Source organism: Pseudarthrobacter ribosi (assembly GCF_055412865.1).
Genome location: NZ_JBVAYZ010000003.1, coordinates 254,298 through 269,954 on the forward strand (window position 1 = coordinate 254,298; position 15,657 = coordinate 269,954).

A 15,657-nucleotide genomic window follows, 5' to 3' on the forward strand; every position below is an offset into this window, starting at 1 on the left:
CTCTGTCTTCTTCAGAAAGGCGTGCTGTGCTGCGCACACATGACCTCGGATCCCTTCGCTCCGAGCACATTGGACAAACCGTAACCCTCGCCGGCTGGGTCGGCCGGCGTCGTGACCACGGTGGTGTCGCCTTCGTTGACCTGCGCGACGCAACGGGGGTGTCCCAGGTGGTCGTCCGGGAAGAGGAAGTCTTCCACGGGCTGCGCAACGAGTACGTGCTGCAGGTCATCGGCACCGTCTCCCGGCGCCCCGAGGGCAACGAGAACCCGGCGCTGGGCACCGGCGAGATCGAGGTCATGGCCGAGAAGGTCACCATCCTCAACACCTCCGAGCCGCTGCCGTTCCAGATCGACGAGCACGTCGAAGTCGGCGAGGAAGCCCGCCTCAAGCACCGCTACCTGGACCTGCGCCGCCCCGGCCCCGCCCGCAACATGCGCCTGCGCTCCGAGGCCAACCGCGTGGCCCGCGAACTGCTCCACCAGGACGGCTACGTCGAGATCGAAACCCCGACGCTGACGCGCTCGACGCCGGAAGGCGCCCGCGACTTCGTGGTCCCCGCACGCCTGGCGCCGGGTTCCTGGTACGCGCTGCCGCAGTCCCCGCAGCTGTTCAAGCAGCTCCTGCAGGTCGGCGGATTCGAGAAGTACTACCAGATCGCCCGCTGCTACCGCGATGAGGACTTCCGCGCGGACCGCCAGCCGGAGTTCACCCAGCTCGACATCGAAGCCAGCTTCGTCGAGCAGGACGACATCATCCGCCTCGGCGAAAGCATCGTCAAGGCACTGTGGAAGCTGATCGACGTCGAGATCCCGACCCCGATCCAGCGCATCACCTACCACGACGCGATGGCCCGCTACGGTTCGGACAAGCCGGACCTGCGCTTCGGCCTGGAACTCACCGAGCTGACCGAGTTCTTCGCGGACACCAACTTCGGCGTGTTCAAGGCGCCCTACGTCGGCGCCGTCGTTATGCCGGGCGGTGCCTCCCAGGCCCGCCGCGCGCTCGATGCCTGGCAGGAATGGGCCAAGCAGCGCGGCGCGAAGGGCCTGGCTTACGTCCTGTACAAGGAAGACGGCGAACTCGCCGGCCCCGTGGCCAAGAACCTGACCGACGCCGAGCGCGCCGGATTGGCCGAGGCCGTTGGCGCGAAGCCGGGCGACTGCATCTTCTTCGCCGCCGGCGAGAAGTCACCGTCCCGCGCCCTGCTGGGCGCCGCCCGCGTGGAGATCGGCCACCGCACCGGCCTCATCAACCCGAGCGACTGGGCCTTCTGCTGGGTGGTCGACGCCCCGATGTTCGAACCGGCCGCAGCGGCCGTCGCGTCCGGCGACGTCGCCGTCGGCGCCGGGCAGTGGACCGCCGTGCACCACGCGTTCACCTCGCCCAAGCCCGAATTCATGGACAGCTTCGACAAGGATCCGGAGTCCGCGTTGTCCTACGCCTACGACATCGTCTGCAACGGCAACGAAATCGGCGGCGGCTCCATCCGTATCCACGAGAGCGATATCCAGGAACGGGTCTTCGAGCTGATGGGCCTGGACAAGGCGGATGCGCAGACGAAGTTCGGCTTCCTGCTCGAGGGCTTCAAGTTCGGCGCTCCTCCCCACGGCGGCATCGCGTTCGGCTGGGACCGTGTGGTTGCGCTGCTGGCCGGCGTGGAGTCCATCCGCGACGTCATCGCGTTCCCGAAGTCCGGCGGCGGCTTCGACCCGCTGACCCAGGCGCCTGCCCCGATCACGGCGCAGCAGCGCAAGGAAGCCGGCGTGGACTTCAAGCCGGAAGCCAAGAAGGCGGACGGCACCAAGTAGCCTGATGTGATCAGCAGCAAAAGGCTCTCCGGGCAACCGGGGAGCCTTTGCTGTTGCTGTCCCGGACTGCTGCCGGGAAGTACCGAACGATGTGCCGGACGGAAAAGGGGCCCGATGGAGCAGGAACAGATGACCAGGCTCGAGGAGCTGATGGACGCCGCGTGGCCCGCCGCCGAGCGGGAGGAATCCGGCGGCTGGGTGCTCCGCGCCGCCTCCGGCGTGACGCAGCGGGCCAACTCCGTCTGGCCCCGCGAACCCGGGGCGGACCCCCACGGGCTGCTCGCCGCGCTCCGGGAGGCGCGCCTCTGGTACCGGAACCGCCGGCTGCCGCTGATCTTCCAGGTCTTCGAGGACCCAAGCTATGTGCCGCTCAACGCCGTGCTGGATGAGGAGGGGTTCACCCGGCAGTCCGAGACCCTGGTGCTGGTCCGGGACGGCGGTACCGATTCGCCGGGCACAGACAGCGGAGTCGAGATTTCCGCCGAGCCCTCCCCGGAATGGCTGCGGCTGTGGTGGAGCGTGGACGGCCGCGGCGACGACACGGCCCTTGCCGTCGCCCGCGGGATCCTCGAACGCTGCCCCGCGCTGTACGCCCTCGTGCGGGACGACGACGGCCTGCCCGCCGCCGTCGCCCGCCTTGCCCTGCCGCCGGGCGGGACGGGTGGGTTCTACTGCCTGGCGACCCGCCCGGACGCCAGGCGGCGCGGCCATGCCGCCAGGATCGTGCAGGCCCTGCTGCACGAAGGGGACGCCCGGGGCCTTAGCAGCTACTGGCTGCTGGTGATGGCCTCTAACGCCGGCGCCCGGGAACTCTACTCCCGTGCCGGTTTCCAGGGGGCTGGCCGGTACCTCTACCGGCAGGAACGGCCCAAGCGGCACTTGACCGGCTGCTGAAACGGCGCGATCCAGGTGGCTTCGGCGGCTGCTGCTTCAGGGCAGGGCTATTCCTCCTTGGCTGGCCGGTGAGCGAGAAGGACTGCCTGCGGCGTCTTTTCGTGCGCACGGGCTTCGCGTGTCATCTGAGCGATGATAGTGAAGCCCGCACCGATCAGGTGTTCGGCGACGATCTCCGGCGTGAAGTAGTGGGCCTCCAGCGACACGTCGTGTCCGTAGGCGTGTGTGAGATGCCGGTGGCCTTCGCCGGCCTGGAAGCTGAGCAGGGCATGGCCCCCGGGCGCCAGGACGCGGAAAAACTCGGCAAAGATCCGGCGGAGGTCCCCGGGCGGCGAATGGATAATCGAGTACCAGGAAAAGACTCCGCCCAGCTGCATGTCCGCGTACGGAAGTTCCGACAGATCGGCGACCTCAAAGGTGAGCTCCGGCGAGGTTCTGCGGGCCACGGCAATCATTCCAGCGGACAAATCAATCCCTGCAGTGTCCACCCCCTGCGACGCCAGCCATCGGGTCATGCGGCCCGTTCCGCAGCCGGCGTCGACCACCGGACGGGCAGGTCCCTGAGTCACATGTCTGACGAACGCTTCGATCATGCCGCGGTCCGCCGGCGCTTCGAAGCTGGCATCGGGCAGCAGGCTCGCGTAGCTTTCCGCCACCACGTCATACGCTGACCGGACGCTATCAAGGCGATTATCAGCATTCATCCGGACAGGCTAACGGCTTCCTTGGTCAGTCAGGTGCGTACGCGCCGACCGCGCCGGCCAGGGGCCCGGACAGCCATCCATCAGCTTCCTGTTGGGACCGCAGCCGCACAACGATGAGGTGCGGGTGTTCATGGATGAGGCCGGGGACTGCAGCTGTGTAATTCCGCCGGGACCTGATGGCCCAGCGCACGATGTGTTCACGATCGGTGAGGACTGTCCAAAACGGTGCCTCGATGTTGCCGTTCCACAACTCTTCCCTGCTCCATCGGCGGCGGATGGTGCGCCGGACGAGCCGGGGGAGTGTGACGCGCACAAAGGGAAAGTCGAGCCAGACCAGCAGATCTGCGCTCTCCGCGAGGAGCGGCCGCGCGGCGTCGTACTGCCACTCGGTGGTCCACGAATCGGCCCTGACGAGGGACTCCACATCGGCGAGAAACTCCGGTCGCGGCGTCCACGCGGGCCCGTGGAAGAGCGCGTCAATCTCTGTGTGCGGGCCTCCCGTGAGGGCGGCGATTCGCCCGGCAAGAATTGTCTTGCCCACTCCCGATACCCCTGCCACGAGCACGCGCTTCGGTGGATGCGGAAGCGGGGCTTTGTGAGAACGCATGGGTAGAGCTTAGGCAGACAGGTTCCGCGCTCCGGTCCACGACTCGGGCGGGAGCGCATGCGAGGGTGATCCGGTTAGGGGTACGCGCCCGTTTCGGCCGAGTTGCCGGACCAGCTAGACAGTCCAGCGGTCGTCTCACCTATGACGCCGTATACTCGATTTATCCATTTGATCGAATAATCGGTGGGTTTATGGCATTGGGGGAAAGGTACTTGTGAAGAAGCATTCAACATCGCAGCCGGCGTCGTGGGCGCCGACGCGACAGGCGGCACCCGCCCCGGCCCGTCGCCCGGACGGAACCTTCCGGTTCAGCGACCGCTTCATCAAAATGGCCACCACCGTCCTTATCACCTTCATGCTGGTGTCGGTCATCGCCGGGTTCGTCACGGGAGCCCTCAGTGACACTGTCGACAGGGGGGCGCGGGATGCTCTCGTAACTGCGGCCGGCGCGCTCATCATTGGCGGATTCGTGCTCCCTCTCCTGCTGGCGGCGGTCCTCGGTGGCGAGGCGGTCCGGGCCGGAGGCGGATTCATCGGCTTCTTCCTCATCGCGGGCCTGCTGGCCGCGGTCGCCGGCGGCACCGAGCTGGGCCAGGAGATGCTCGGTCGGGCCTGGACTCCATGGGCGTTTTGGGGCGGCATTGCACTGATGGTCCTCGCCACCGGGAGCTTCTGGATCGTGGGCTGGATCGCGAGAGTGCCCATGTGGCTGCAGGCCCCCGTCCTGGGCTCGCCACGCGTGGTCGTGCGCGGATCGAGCGACAATCCGGCCGACACAGTGCTTCCCAACGAGCTGGACGAACGGCGCACGTGAGTCCGGGAAGGTAACCCTCGCCGAGGGAATCCTCCTTCGTGAACTCAAAAGGGTGCAGTTCCCTCCGGGGAACTGCACCCTTCCTCGAGTGTCCGGCTAGTCCTTGGATGCGTCCTTGAACGCGTCCTTGACCTTTTCGCCGGCCTGCTTGACGTCGGCCGAAGCCTGGTCGCCCTTGCCCTCAGCCTTTAGACTCTCGTCTCCTGAGGCCTTACCGGCGGCTTCCTTGCCTTTGCCCGCTAGCTTTTGGGCGGCGTTGCCGATTTTGTCATCCACTCCCATAGCGTTTCTCCCTACAGTCGGACCGCCGGCATCTGGCGGTTGATGACCTTATTTTAGTCCCATTTCGCTTAAACGCTAAGCAGGCTGACTAATGTGCCCGGTCCTGCCGAGCTGCATGCCTGCCCCAGGCGAGGGAGAGCACGTCGGGGAGGACCAAACCCGGCTTACGCCGGCGGATCCGTCACCAGGATGCGCACCGCGCACAGGTCAGCGGCGGCTTTCTTCAGGACGGCGGCGCGGGGGTCCGGGACGTCCAGAAACGCGAGCCTCGGCCGGGCGGCGTACTGCTTCAGCACCGGTTCGGCGAGGACCTGATCCGCCAGGGTCCGGTCGCCGCCGGGCGCCAGGTACTCGATCCGGTGGTCCGCGAAGATCCGGGCGGCATGGTCCGCCACGGCCTCCACCAGCGCATCGGCCTGGTTCGCCCTCCGCCGGGCAAAGCGCTGCTGGGACCAGCCTCCAGCCGCCGTCCGTGACTGGACATGCCGCGTGCCGGTCTTGGACGCGAGTACCGCCCCGCCGCTGATCACCGCCACGGAATAACCTCCGCGCCGGACCAGCACGGCCCCGACGCTCCGCGGCTGGGACGCCAGGGAGGCGAGTCGGGCGACGGCGTCGCTGCCGCGCCCGGGACGACCGTCCACCGGCCACGGCGCCTGCAGCCGCGCCACGGCTCCGTCCGCTGCGCGCAGCTGCAGGCCGGCGTCGAGCTCCTCCTCGCTGAGCGTGCCGTGGCTCGCGGAGAAGCGCTCCACCCAGCCCGGCAGCCGGGCGCCGGAGACGAACGCCACACGCGACTCGGTGGTTGTCATGGCGCGGTCTCCGTTGTGAGGGTGTCGGGGCGGGCGGGAACTAGAAGTAGCCTATCTATGTGGATGATCTCTTTGGCGCAGGACGGGACAGCGGCGGCGCTATCGACGATGACGGCGACGCCGAGGAATCGGGGGAGGCCCGCACTTCCTCGCCGCGCAGCCCGCTCGCTGTCCGGATGCGGCCGCGGACCCTCGATGACGTCGTGGGCCAGCAGCACCTCCTCGGACAGGGCTCGCCGCTGCGCCAGCTCGCCGCCGGCACGGACGCCACCGGCCCCGCGGGTCCCAGTTCACTGATTCTCTGGGGGCCTCCCGGCACCGGCAAAACCACGCTCGCCCACGTCATCGCCAAGGGCCCCGGCCGGAAATTCGTCGAGCTCTCCGCCATCACCGCCGGCGTCAAGGATGTCCGCCGCGTCATGGACGAAGCCCTCACCGCCCGCGACCTGTTCAAGACCACCACCGTGCTGTTCCTGGACGAGATCCACCGGTTCAACAAGGCCCAGCAGGACGCGCTGTTGCCCGGCGTCGAGAACCGCTGGGTGGTCCTGGTCGCCGCGACCACCGAAAACCCCTCCTTCTCCGTCGTCTCCCCGCTGCTCTCGCGGTCCCTGCTGCTGACCCTCAAACCGCTCACCGACGCCGACGTCGAGGGACTGCTGCTGCGGGCCGCCACCGACCCCCGCGGGCTCGACGGCAAGGTGGAACTCAGCGACGACGCCCTGGCGCACCTGGTCCGGCTCTCCGGCGGGGACGCCCGCCGGGCGCTGACCGCGCTCGAAGCGGCGGCCGGCGTCGCCTTCGGGGACGCGGACGACACCGACGTAGTCGGAGCAAGCGCAGTTGTGTCCGGCGCAGCGGCCGGGGAAGCTCCGGTGAAGATCGAACTCAAGCACACGGAGCGTGCCCTCGACGTCGCTTCCGTACGCTATGACCGCGCCGGCGACCAGCACTACGACGTCGCCAGCGCCTTCATCAAGTCCATCCGGGGATCCGACGTCGACGCCGCCCTGCACTACCTCGCCCGGATGCTCGAAGCGGGGGAGGACCCGAAATTCGTGGCCCGCCGCATCGTCATCTCCGCGGCCGAGGACGTGGGAATGGCTGACCCGACGGCGCTGCAGACCGCCGTCGCCGCAGCCCAGGCAGTCCAGCTGATCGGCATGCCCGAGGGCCGCATCATCCTGGCCGAGGCAGTCGTCCACCTGGCTACGGCACCCAAATCAAACGCCGCCTACATGGGGATCAACCAGGCCATCGCCGACGTCCGCGCCGGCCTGGGCAACGGCATCCCCGCCCACCTGCGCGATGCCCACTACCCGGGATCCAAACAGCTGGGCCACGGGAAGGGCTACAAATACGCCCATGACGCCCCCCATTCGGTGGCCACGCAGCAGTATCCGCCGGACGACCTGGTGGGGCGCAACTACTACGAGCCGACCGCCAACGGCGCCGAACGGGACATCTCCACCCGGCTGGAGCGGCTGCGCAGGATCATCCGGGGCAAGTGACCGGCGGCCCGGGAAAGTGGACGTTGACTTCGCGGCCTCGAGGTCTAACGTGGACTTAAGTCAGCAAGGACCTGCTGAACGCGCGTGCCTGGTGGGGACAGCAGCACAAATTGCCGGCTCTTCGCTTCCCGGACCCCTGGATGGCGGCCGGCACGTCAATAGTCTGTCTACCTGCAAGGCTCCGTCGCCCAAGTCGCAAGGTCGTGCCTCCCATGCCCGTCAATTTTGTCACCGCCCTGGCCGTTAAGTCCTTTGATCTACCGGACAAGAAACGGTGCCCGGACAACGCCGAATTCGATCTCGTCACGGTCAACGACTACTCCGTGGCGCGGCTGATCCTCGGCCCGGGCTGGCGGTGGTCCCAGTCCATCAGACCCCTTGAACAGACCGAGCTCTGCGAACACCACCATCTGGGGTTCTGCATCTCCGGGGTGATGGAAGTGGAATCCTCCGACGGGCTGCGCTCAACGATCCGCGCCAACGATACCTACGCAATTCCGCCCGGCCATGACGAATGGGTTGCGGGCTCCGCCCCGTTCGTGGCGGTCGAATTCCTGGGGGCGGCATCGTTCGGGCGACGCAGCGGGCGGGGCGTGCATGCCAGAACCTGACGGTCCACCGGCCCCGACATGGTAGGGTTGTTCGTTGTCTGGCAAGGCACGGACGCACAATCCACCTGATTTCAGCATCGCACGCTGTTGCGATGTTCTTCTGATGGGTTTGCCCTGTGCCCAGTAGCAAAAGGCAGCGGTTGGCCGATGCTCTCCATCGTGGAGGCCAGTAACACTGACACACCGCAGATATTGGAAGGACACAAGTGGCTAACAACACTCGTGCTCGCCGGACCGCACGCCTTTCGCGTGCCCTCGGCATTGCTCTGACCCCCAAGGCCGCCAAGTACATGGAGCGCCGCCCGTACGGCCCCGGTGAGCATGGCCGTGCCCGCAAGAAGCAGGACTCCGACTACGCCGTACGTCTGCGCGAAAAGCAGCGTCTGCGCGCCCAGTACGGCATCCGCGAAGCCCAGATGACCCGTGCTTTCGAAGAAGCACGCCGCACCAAGGGCCTGACCGGTGAAAACCTGATCGAACTGCTCGAAATGCGTCTCGACGCCCTCGTGCTGCGTGCCGGCTTCGCCCGCACCATCGCCCAGGCCCGCCAGCTGGTTGTCCACCGCCACATCCTGGTCGACGGCATCCGCGTTGACCGCCCGTCGTTCCGCGTCTCTGAGGGCCAGCTGGTCCACGTTCACAGCCGCAGCGAATCCATGCCTCCGTTCCAGGTCGCAGCAGCCGGCGCCCACCGCGACGTCCTGCCGATCGTTCCGGCCTACCTGGACGTCAAGCTTGACGCCCTGCAGGCACGCCTGGTCCGTCGCCCCAAGCGCTCCGAGGTCCCCGTGACCTGCGAAGAGCAGCTCGTCGTGGAATTCTACGCACGCTAGATCCAACGCGACACCTTACAAAGAAGCCCGTGGCAAGCGCCGCGGGCTTCTTTGTATGTAAGGTACTTGGGGGACTTCTGCGGTTGCCGGCTGAGTCAGCCGGAGGCGCCCGCAGGCACACAACGCAACAAGGAGATGAACGACTATGACTGGTGGCGATATTGCCGGCCTGATTGCGGCCGGAGTGTTTGCACTGCTGGTCCTGCTGCTTGCCGTGCCGATTTTGAAGCTCGGGGGAGTGTTCGACGAAGTGCGGACCTCGATCCGTTCGATCAGCGACGGCGCGACCCCGCTTATGGACGAAGTCACGGCGACCGTCACCACCACCAACGAGCAGCTGAAGAAGGTCGACGGGATCGCGAACAACGTCTCCGACGCGTCCGCCAACATCTCGGCGCTGTCCTCGCTGATGGCCGCCACCGTGGGTTCGCCACTGATCAAGGTCGCCTCCTTCAGCTACGGCGTCCGGGCTGCCTTCTCTGCCCGTAAAAAGCCCGCTACCGGCCGCCGCAGCCGCTAATCCCAGCTGGAGAACCTGACATGAACAGAATCATCTGGATGGGAATCGGCGTCGCCATCGGCGTCATCGCATTCCGCAAGATCAGCGAGGCGCAGTCCAACCTCGGCCCCGAGGGCCTCAACCGGGCCGTGGGCCGGCTCGCCGACGGCCTGTACGACTTCGCCGACGCCGTCCGCGAAGGCATGAACGAGCGCGAGATCGAACTCCGGGGCGGCTTGGGCATCGACGCCGGCCTGGAAAAGGCCATCGGCCACGGCACTGCCGGCCGGGATGCAGTCCGGCGCTAGCCGGGAGAGAATTGGAAGAGGGCGGCACCCGCACTTGGGCCGCCGGCACGGCCGAAGGCCGGGACCAGACCGTTCCGCGGACCACACGCGCAACCGCAGACGCAACAACAGACGCAGTGAATATTGAAGGGTATGTAATCAGCTCATGAAGTCGCAGGAGATCACCAAGCGCTGGATCGACTTTTTCGTCAGCAAGGGCCACACGGCGGTTCCCTCCGCGTCCCTGGTCTCCAGCGACCCCTCCCTGCTGTTCACGGTCGCCGGCATGGTCCCGTTCATCCCGTACCTGACCGCCCGGGAGGAAGCCCCCTACAAGCGCGCCACCAGCGTGCAGAAGTGCATCCGGACCGGCGACATCGAGGAAGTGGGCAAGACCGCCCGCCACGGCACCTTCTTCCAGATGTGCGGCAACTTCTCCTTCGGCGATTACTTCAAGGAAGACGCCATCAAGTTCGCGTGGGAACTGCTCACTTCGGGCGTCGACGACGGCGGCTACGGCCTGCCGCCCGAGCGCCTCTGGGTCACCGTCTACGAAGAGGACGACGAGGCCGAGCAGCTCTGGCTCAAGAACACCGGAATGCCCGCCGAGCGGATCCAGCGGATGGGCAAGGCGGACAACTACTGGTCCACCGGCCAGCCCGGCCCGGCCGGCCCCTGCTCCGAGATCTACTACGACCGCGGCCCCGCCTACGGCGTCGAGGGCGGCCCGATCGCGGACGAGAACCGCTACGTGGAAATCTGGAACCTCGTGTTCATGCAGTACCAGATCGACAACGTGCGCTCGAAGGTAGACTTCGACATCACGGGCGAACTGCCCAAGAAGAACATTGACACCGGCCTGGGCATGGAACGCCTCGCGATGATCCTCCAGGACGTCGAGAACATGTACGAGACCGACCAGGTCCGCCCCGTCATTGACCGGGCCGCGGCGCTCTCCGGGCGGGAATACACCTCGGCCGAGTCCGCCCACGACCCGCGCCACACCGACGACGTCCGGATGCGCGTCGTGGCCGACCACATCCGTTCCTCCCTCATGCTGATCGCGGACGGCGTCACCCCCTCCAACGAAGGCCGCGGCTACGTGCTGCGCCGCCTGATCCGCCGCGCCGTGCGCTCCATGCGCCTGCTCGGCGTCGAAAAGGCCTGCCTGCCGGAGCTACTGCCCGCCTCCCGCGACGCCATGAAGGGCGTCTACCCGATCGTGGAGACGGACTTCGACCGGATCAGCCGGATCGCGTATGCCGAGGAGAAGGCGTTCCTGCGCACCATCGCCTCCGGCACGGCCCGTCTCGAGGACGCGGTCAAGGAGTCCCAGTCCGCCGGCCGGCCGCTCTCCGGCGCCGACGCCTTTGCCCTGCACGACACCTACGGCTTCCCGATCGACCTCACCCTCGAAATGGCCGAAGAGGCCGGGCTGAAGGTCGACGAGCCCGAATTCCGCAAGCTCATGCTCGAACAGCGCCAGCGCGCCCAGGCCGACGCCAAGGGCAAGAAGGGATCCCACGCGGATCTCAGCGCCTTCCAGGAGCTGCTGTCCGCCGGCGAGACCGTCTTCACCGGCTACACCGAGCTCACGGGCGAGTCCAAGGTCCGCGGCATCCTCGCCGCCGGGCGCAAGGTCTCCCAGGCCGCCACGGGCGATGAAATCGAGCTCGTCCTGGCCGAGACCCCGTTCTACGCCGAGGCCGGCGGCCAGGCCGCGGACACCGGCTTGATCACCGGCGACGGCTTCGTCGTCGAGGTCCTGGACGTCCAGCGCCCCATCAAGGGCCTGAGCGTGCACAAGGCAATCGTCCGGGAAGGCGAAATCGGTGCCGACTCCCTCGTTCAGGCAGCCGTGGACCGGGAACGCCGGCACGCCGCCGAACAGGCCCACACCGGCACCCACATCGTGCACGCGGCCCTGCACCAGATCCTCGGCCCGGAAGCGCTGCAGCGCGGCTCCTTCAACAAGGCCGGCTACCTGCGCTTCGACTTCGCCTGGGGTGAAGGCCTGAGCCCGGCCACCCGCTCGGAAATCGAAGAAGTCTCCAACATCGCCATTCGCAACAACTACCGGGTTGAGACCAAGATCATGGGCCTCGCCGAAGCCAAGGCCCTCGGCGCCATGGCACTCTTTGGCGAGAACTACGGCAACGAAGTCCGCGTCGTGGAGATCGACGGCGCCTGGTCCCGTGAGCTCTGCGGCGGCACGCACGTTGAGAACACCTCGCTGATCGGCAGCCTCTCCCTGCTCGGGGAACAGTCCGTGGGATCGGGAAACCGCCGCGTCGAGGCCTTCGTCGGCATGGACGCCTTCCGGCACCTCGCCGCCGAACGCGCCCTGGTGACCGAACTCACCGAAATGCTCAAGGTTCCTTCCGGCCTCCTCGCGGACCGGATCGCCACCACGCTGACCAAACTCAAAACCGCAGAGAAGGAACTCGAACGCCTGCGCAAGGAGCAACTCACTGCAGCAGCCGCACAGCTCGTGGGCACCGCCAAGGACGCCGCCGGCGTCAAGGTCATCGCGCACGACGCCGGCCAGGTCAGCGGCGCGGATGACCTCCGCGGCCTGGCACTGGACCTGCGGACCCGCCTCGGCTCCGAGCCGGCCGCCGTCGCGGTCGCCGGTGTCAGCAATGACCGCCCCGTGATCCTGATCGCCACCAACGAAGCTGCCCGGGCAGCCGGCGTCAAGGCAGGAGCCCTGGTGCGCCTGGCCGCCGGAATCCTCGGCGGCGGCGGCGGCGGCAAGGACGATGTCGCCCAGGGCGGCGGCACGGACGCCAGCAAGGTCGGCGCGGCACTCGCGGCCGTCGTGGACGCCATTACCCGGCGATAACGGACGACCCGTGAATGAAGCTGCTGTGCCCGGCGACTATCCCCAGGGTGTCAAGCTCGGGGTAGACGTCGGCACTGTCAGGGTCGGCGTGGCCGTCTGCGACCGTGACGGCATCCTGGCCACCCCCCTGCGCACGCTGGAACGGAACGCGAAAAAGAACACCGACGTGCGGATCCTCGCGGCTCTGGCCGCGGAACTCGGCGCAGTGGAGATTTTTGTCGGCCTGCCGCGGACGATGAAGGGCGAGGAACACGCCTCGGCCCGGATGGCCACGGACTATGCAAAACTACTCGCGGGTAAACTGGGGGAGTGCGGGTCCGACGTTCCGGTCCGGCTGGTCGATGAGCGCCTGAGCACGGTGTCGGCGCACCGGAGCCTGCACGAAGCTGGCATGGGCAGCCGAAATCACCGTAAAGTAGTTGATCAGGTTGCAGCGGCAGGTATCCTGCAACATGCAATTGATATGCAAAAGGCCAGGGGGACGGAGGTCGGAGTCCGCGTTTACGCGGAGTCCACGCCGTGGCCAACCGCGGATGGCGCTCAAGCCGGTCCGGCACTAGACACGCATTCTGCCCAGCGCATTCTGCCTAAAATGGAAGGCTACAGTGAGCCCGGTCAACAGTGACGACCCCTCCGGCGAAGTTTTCGGCGGCGCCGGCCTACCGCTGACCCGTAAAGAGCTCAGGGCCCAACAGAAGGTCCAGGGGACTGAGGGTCAGGACGTTATCCCTCCGCAGGCTTTTGAAACCGGCGAGGACGTCCCGCCTGCCGCGCCGGGCGCCGGTCACGAATCCGCTCCCGACGCGGCCGACGACGCCGAAGACACAGTCCAGACGCCGCCGATCCAGGCTGCCGACGCGCCGGACCGGCCCGCGGCAGCCCCCACCGTGCACGAAGAGCCTGTCCCCGTAGCGCCATTGCACGAGGAAGCCGCGCACGAGGAACCAGTGCACGATGAAGGCCTGCACCACGGGTCCGTTCACGACGAACCCGAATACTACGAACCCGTTGCCGGCCACGCCATCCACCCCGACGACGCACGGTATGTCTCTCACGACGTCGACGGCCGCCCCGCTGAAGACCACGAGGAAGACGGCCATGTTGTGTTGGCCGGAGGTGCCACCATCCGAACGTCCAAGGGCCCGTCCAAGAAGGTCCGCCGCCGGCGACGCTTCCTGGCCCTGTTGCTGAGCCTGTCGGTCTTCATTCTGGCCCTCGTCGTCGGCGCGCAGTTCCTGAAGCCCCTCCTCGGCGGGGACACGGCGGCCGACTACCCGGGACCCGGCACCGGTGAGGTCACTATCACCGTGCCGCCGGGCGCCGGGCCGAGGTCCGTGGCGACCGAGCTCCAAGACAAGAATGTGGTGGCGGACGCTGACACGTTCCTGCGGGAATTCGTGGCCTCCGGCGGGGCGTTGGCCCCCGGGGAATTCACCATGCGCAACGAAATGAAGAACTCCGACGCCGTGGACGTGCTGCTCAACAAGGGGCAGGGCAAAGTCCTGTACTTCGCGCTGAGCGCCGGGCTCAGAATCGGCGAATCGCTCGAGGCCATCTCCGAGGGCACCGGTGTGCCGGTCGCCCAGCTCAAGGAGCTCAGCGACTCGCCCACGCAGTTCGGCGTGTCCGCCAAGGCCACGAACCTCGAAGGCTTCCTCGCGCCCGGCGAGTACCGTTTCCCGCTCGGCACCCCGGCCAAGGATGTGCTGCAGAAGCTGGTAACCACCACCCTGGACGAGCTCACCTCCCAAGGCGTCACCGATCCCGCGAAGCAGTACGACGTCATCACGGTCGCGAGCATTGTGCAGGCCGAGGGCGGCCAGGCCGAGTACGGCGATGTGGCGGGCGCGATCTACAACCGCCTCAAGCCGGACAACCTCGAGACGAACGGGCTCATCCAGTCCGATGCCACAGTGACGTACGGGCTGGGGATCAAGAGCTTCCACATCGACGAGGAGCAGAAGGCTGACAAGTCCAACCCGTACAACACCTACGCCAACCAGGGCCTGCCCGTCGGACCCATCGGCTCACCGGGCAAAACCGCGATTGACGCGGCCGCCAAGCCCAAGACCAACGAATACCTCTACTGGGTGACGATCAACCTGGACACCAAGGAGACCCTGTTCTCCAAGACGCTGGCGGAGCACAACGTCTACGTGGCCCGATACAACGCCTGGTGTGAGGGCAACCCCGGACGCTGCGTATGACGCTCCGGGCCGCCGTGCTTGGGCACCCGATCAGCCATTCCAAGTCCCCCGCGCTGCACCGGGCCGCGTACGCCCACCTTGGCGTGGCGCTGGACTATTCGGCCATTGATGTGACCGAGGACGCCCTGCCGGCCTTTATGGCCCGTGTCCGCGAGGACGTGCGGCAGGGGGAGGGCTGGCGCGGGCTGTCGGTCACCATGCCGCTGAAGTCCGGCATGGTCCGCGAGGTGGATGAGGTGCGCGGCGTTGCCCGCGACCTCGGCGTCGTGAACACGGTCGCGTTCGAGCGCCCGGCACCGGGCGACAGCGCCGGTGCCACCCGCCTGGTCGGCTACAACACCGACGTCGCCGGAATCGTCAATGCGCTCCGCCATGCCGGGGCCGCGTCCGCGCCCACCGCCGTCGTGCTGGGTGGCGGCGGCACCTCGGCCGCTGCGATCGCGGCGCTGAAGGAACTGGGCGCGCCGGGGGCGGACATCTTCGTCCGCGATGTCACCCGCGCGGCGGAGGCGCGGGCCGCCGCCGCCGCGATGGGCCTTCCCATCCGGGTCCTTCCCCTGGCCGGGGCTGCTGCCGCCGTCGCCGGAGCCGAGGTCGTCATCTCCACGCTGCCGCCCCGGGCCGCGGACCCGCTCGCGGAGGAACTCGCGAATCTTTTTGCGCAGGGCACCGCCGGGCCGTCCCGGGACGCCGCCGCGGTCACGCCCGGTGTGCTGCTGGATGTCGCCTACGATCCCTGGCCCAGCCGGATAGCCTCCGCCTGGCAGGAAGCCGGCGGCACCGTCATCCCCGGTCTCGAGATGCTCATCTACCAGGCCGTGGAGCAGGTCCGCCACTTCACCGGCCTGGGTGAGGCCGTGCCGGCTGAAGTCATAGATGTGATGTGTGACGCAGTCGGGGCGCCCCGACGGGTGTTCTAACCGCCTTACATGGCAGGATGGAT

The 15,657-nt window shown here is 67.4% G+C and carries 16 protein-coding genes; 12 read left to right on the forward strand and 4 right to left on the reverse strand.

Features of this window, described 5'->3' with window-relative positions:
• The first annotated feature begins 26 nt into the window (after nucleotides 1–26).
• The gene (gene aspS / locus ACZYZ5_RS04820) at nucleotides 27–1,808 is read left to right on the forward strand and encodes an aspartate--tRNA ligase (protein ID WP_463899559.1); all 1,782 of its coding nucleotides are present in this window, start codon (nucleotides 27–29) and stop codon (nucleotides 1,806–1,808) included.
• Nucleotides 1,809–1,922: 114 nt separating this feature from the next.
• Nucleotides 1,923–2,702 carry a GNAT family N-acetyltransferase gene (locus ACZYZ5_RS04825; RefSeq protein ID WP_463899561.1) on the forward strand — a complete coding sequence of 260 codons (780 nt, stop codon included), beginning with the start codon at nucleotides 1,923–1,925 and terminating at the stop codon, nucleotides 2,700–2,702.
• Between the two features lie 47 nt (nucleotides 2,703–2,749).
• On the opposite strand, the gene ACZYZ5_RS04830 is transcribed toward ACZYZ5_RS04825, so the two are convergent.
• The gene (locus ACZYZ5_RS04830; protein ID WP_463899563.1) at nucleotides 2,750–3,406 is read right to left on the reverse strand and encodes a class I SAM-dependent DNA methyltransferase; all 657 of its coding nucleotides are present in this window, start codon (nucleotides 3,404–3,406) and stop codon (nucleotides 2,750–2,752) included.
• A gap of 25 nt (nucleotides 3,407–3,431) precedes the next feature.
• Nucleotides 3,432–4,013 (reverse strand): P-loop NTPase family protein, encoded by a 582-nt coding sequence (locus tag ACZYZ5_RS04835; RefSeq protein ID WP_463899565.1) that lies wholly within the window; start codon nucleotides 4,011–4,013, stop codon nucleotides 3,432–3,434.
• 214 nt (nucleotides 4,014–4,227) lie between these two features.
• Here ACZYZ5_RS04835 and ACZYZ5_RS04840 point away from each other — a divergent pair, with 214 nt between their 5' ends.
• Nucleotides 4,228–4,827, forward strand: a complete 600-nt coding sequence (locus ACZYZ5_RS04840; protein ID WP_463899566.1) for a hypothetical protein — start codon at nucleotides 4,228–4,230, stop codon at nucleotides 4,825–4,827.
• Between the two features lie 96 nt (nucleotides 4,828–4,923).
• Here ACZYZ5_RS04840 and ACZYZ5_RS04845 read toward each other — a convergent pair whose 3' ends face one another.
• Both ACZYZ5_RS04845 and ACZYZ5_RS04850 read right to left on the reverse strand, forming a co-directional pair.
• Nucleotides 4,924–5,109, reverse strand: a complete 186-nt coding sequence (locus ACZYZ5_RS04845; protein ID WP_463899568.1) for a CsbD family protein — start codon at nucleotides 5,107–5,109, stop codon at nucleotides 4,924–4,926.
• A 164-nt stretch (nucleotides 5,110–5,273) separates the two neighbouring features.
• Nucleotides 5,274–5,921 carry an acVLRF1 family peptidyl-tRNA hydrolase gene (locus ACZYZ5_RS04850; protein ID WP_463899570.1) on the reverse strand — a complete coding sequence of 216 codons (648 nt, stop codon included), beginning with the start codon at nucleotides 5,919–5,921 and terminating at the stop codon, nucleotides 5,274–5,276.
• 59 nt (nucleotides 5,922–5,980) lie between these two features.
• Between ACZYZ5_RS04850 and ACZYZ5_RS04855 the strand changes: the two genes are divergently transcribed.
• The 9 genes from ACZYZ5_RS04855 (at nucleotide 5,981) to ACZYZ5_RS04895 (ending at nucleotide 15,634) form a co-directional block, all read left to right on the forward strand.
• A complete protein-coding gene (locus ACZYZ5_RS04855; RefSeq protein WP_463899572.1) occupies nucleotides 5,981–7,432 on the forward strand; it encodes a replication-associated recombination protein A in 1,452 nt (483 codons plus the stop codon).
• 212 nt (nucleotides 7,433–7,644) lie between these two features.
• Entirely contained in the window at nucleotides 7,645–8,043 is a 399-nt protein-coding gene (locus ACZYZ5_RS04860; protein WP_463899573.1) for a cupin domain-containing protein, read from the forward strand.
• Between the two features lie 206 nt (nucleotides 8,044–8,249).
• Complete coding sequence (rpsD, locus tag ACZYZ5_RS04865) at nucleotides 8,250–8,876, forward strand: 30S ribosomal protein S4 (RefSeq protein ID WP_463899575.1); 627 nt, start codon at nucleotides 8,250–8,252, stop codon at nucleotides 8,874–8,876.
• A 145-nt stretch (nucleotides 8,877–9,021) separates the two neighbouring features.
• Complete coding sequence (locus tag ACZYZ5_RS04870; protein ID WP_463899577.1) at nucleotides 9,022–9,396, forward strand: DUF948 domain-containing protein; 375 nt, start codon at nucleotides 9,022–9,024, stop codon at nucleotides 9,394–9,396.
• A 20-nt stretch (nucleotides 9,397–9,416) separates the two neighbouring features.
• The gene (locus ACZYZ5_RS04875; RefSeq protein WP_463899579.1) at nucleotides 9,417–9,683 is read left to right on the forward strand and encodes a hypothetical protein; all 267 of its coding nucleotides are present in this window, start codon (nucleotides 9,417–9,419) and stop codon (nucleotides 9,681–9,683) included.
• 145 nt (nucleotides 9,684–9,828) lie between these two features.
• On the forward strand, nucleotides 9,829–12,507 hold the full coding sequence (gene alaS / locus ACZYZ5_RS04880) for an alanine--tRNA ligase (RefSeq protein WP_463899580.1): 2,679 nt from the start codon (nucleotides 9,829–9,831) through the stop codon (nucleotides 12,505–12,507).
• Nucleotides 12,508–12,517: 10 nt separating this feature from the next.
• Entirely contained in the window at nucleotides 12,518–13,132 is a 615-nt protein-coding gene (ruvX, locus tag ACZYZ5_RS04885; RefSeq protein WP_463899582.1) for a Holliday junction resolvase RuvX, read from the forward strand.
• On the forward strand, nucleotides 13,113–14,714 hold the full coding sequence (gene mltG / locus ACZYZ5_RS04890) for an endolytic transglycosylase MltG (protein ID WP_463899585.1): 1,602 nt from the start codon (nucleotides 13,113–13,115) through the stop codon (nucleotides 14,712–14,714). Before ruvX ends, mltG begins: the two co-directional genes overlap by 20 nt.
• Nucleotides 14,711–15,634: a shikimate dehydrogenase gene (locus ACZYZ5_RS04895; RefSeq protein WP_463899587.1), complete on the forward strand. Its 924-nt coding sequence runs from the start codon at nucleotides 14,711–14,713 to the stop codon at nucleotides 15,632–15,634. The genes mltG and ACZYZ5_RS04895 overlap by 4 nt, the downstream gene beginning before the upstream one ends.
• Nucleotides 15,635–15,657 lie beyond the last annotated feature (23 nt).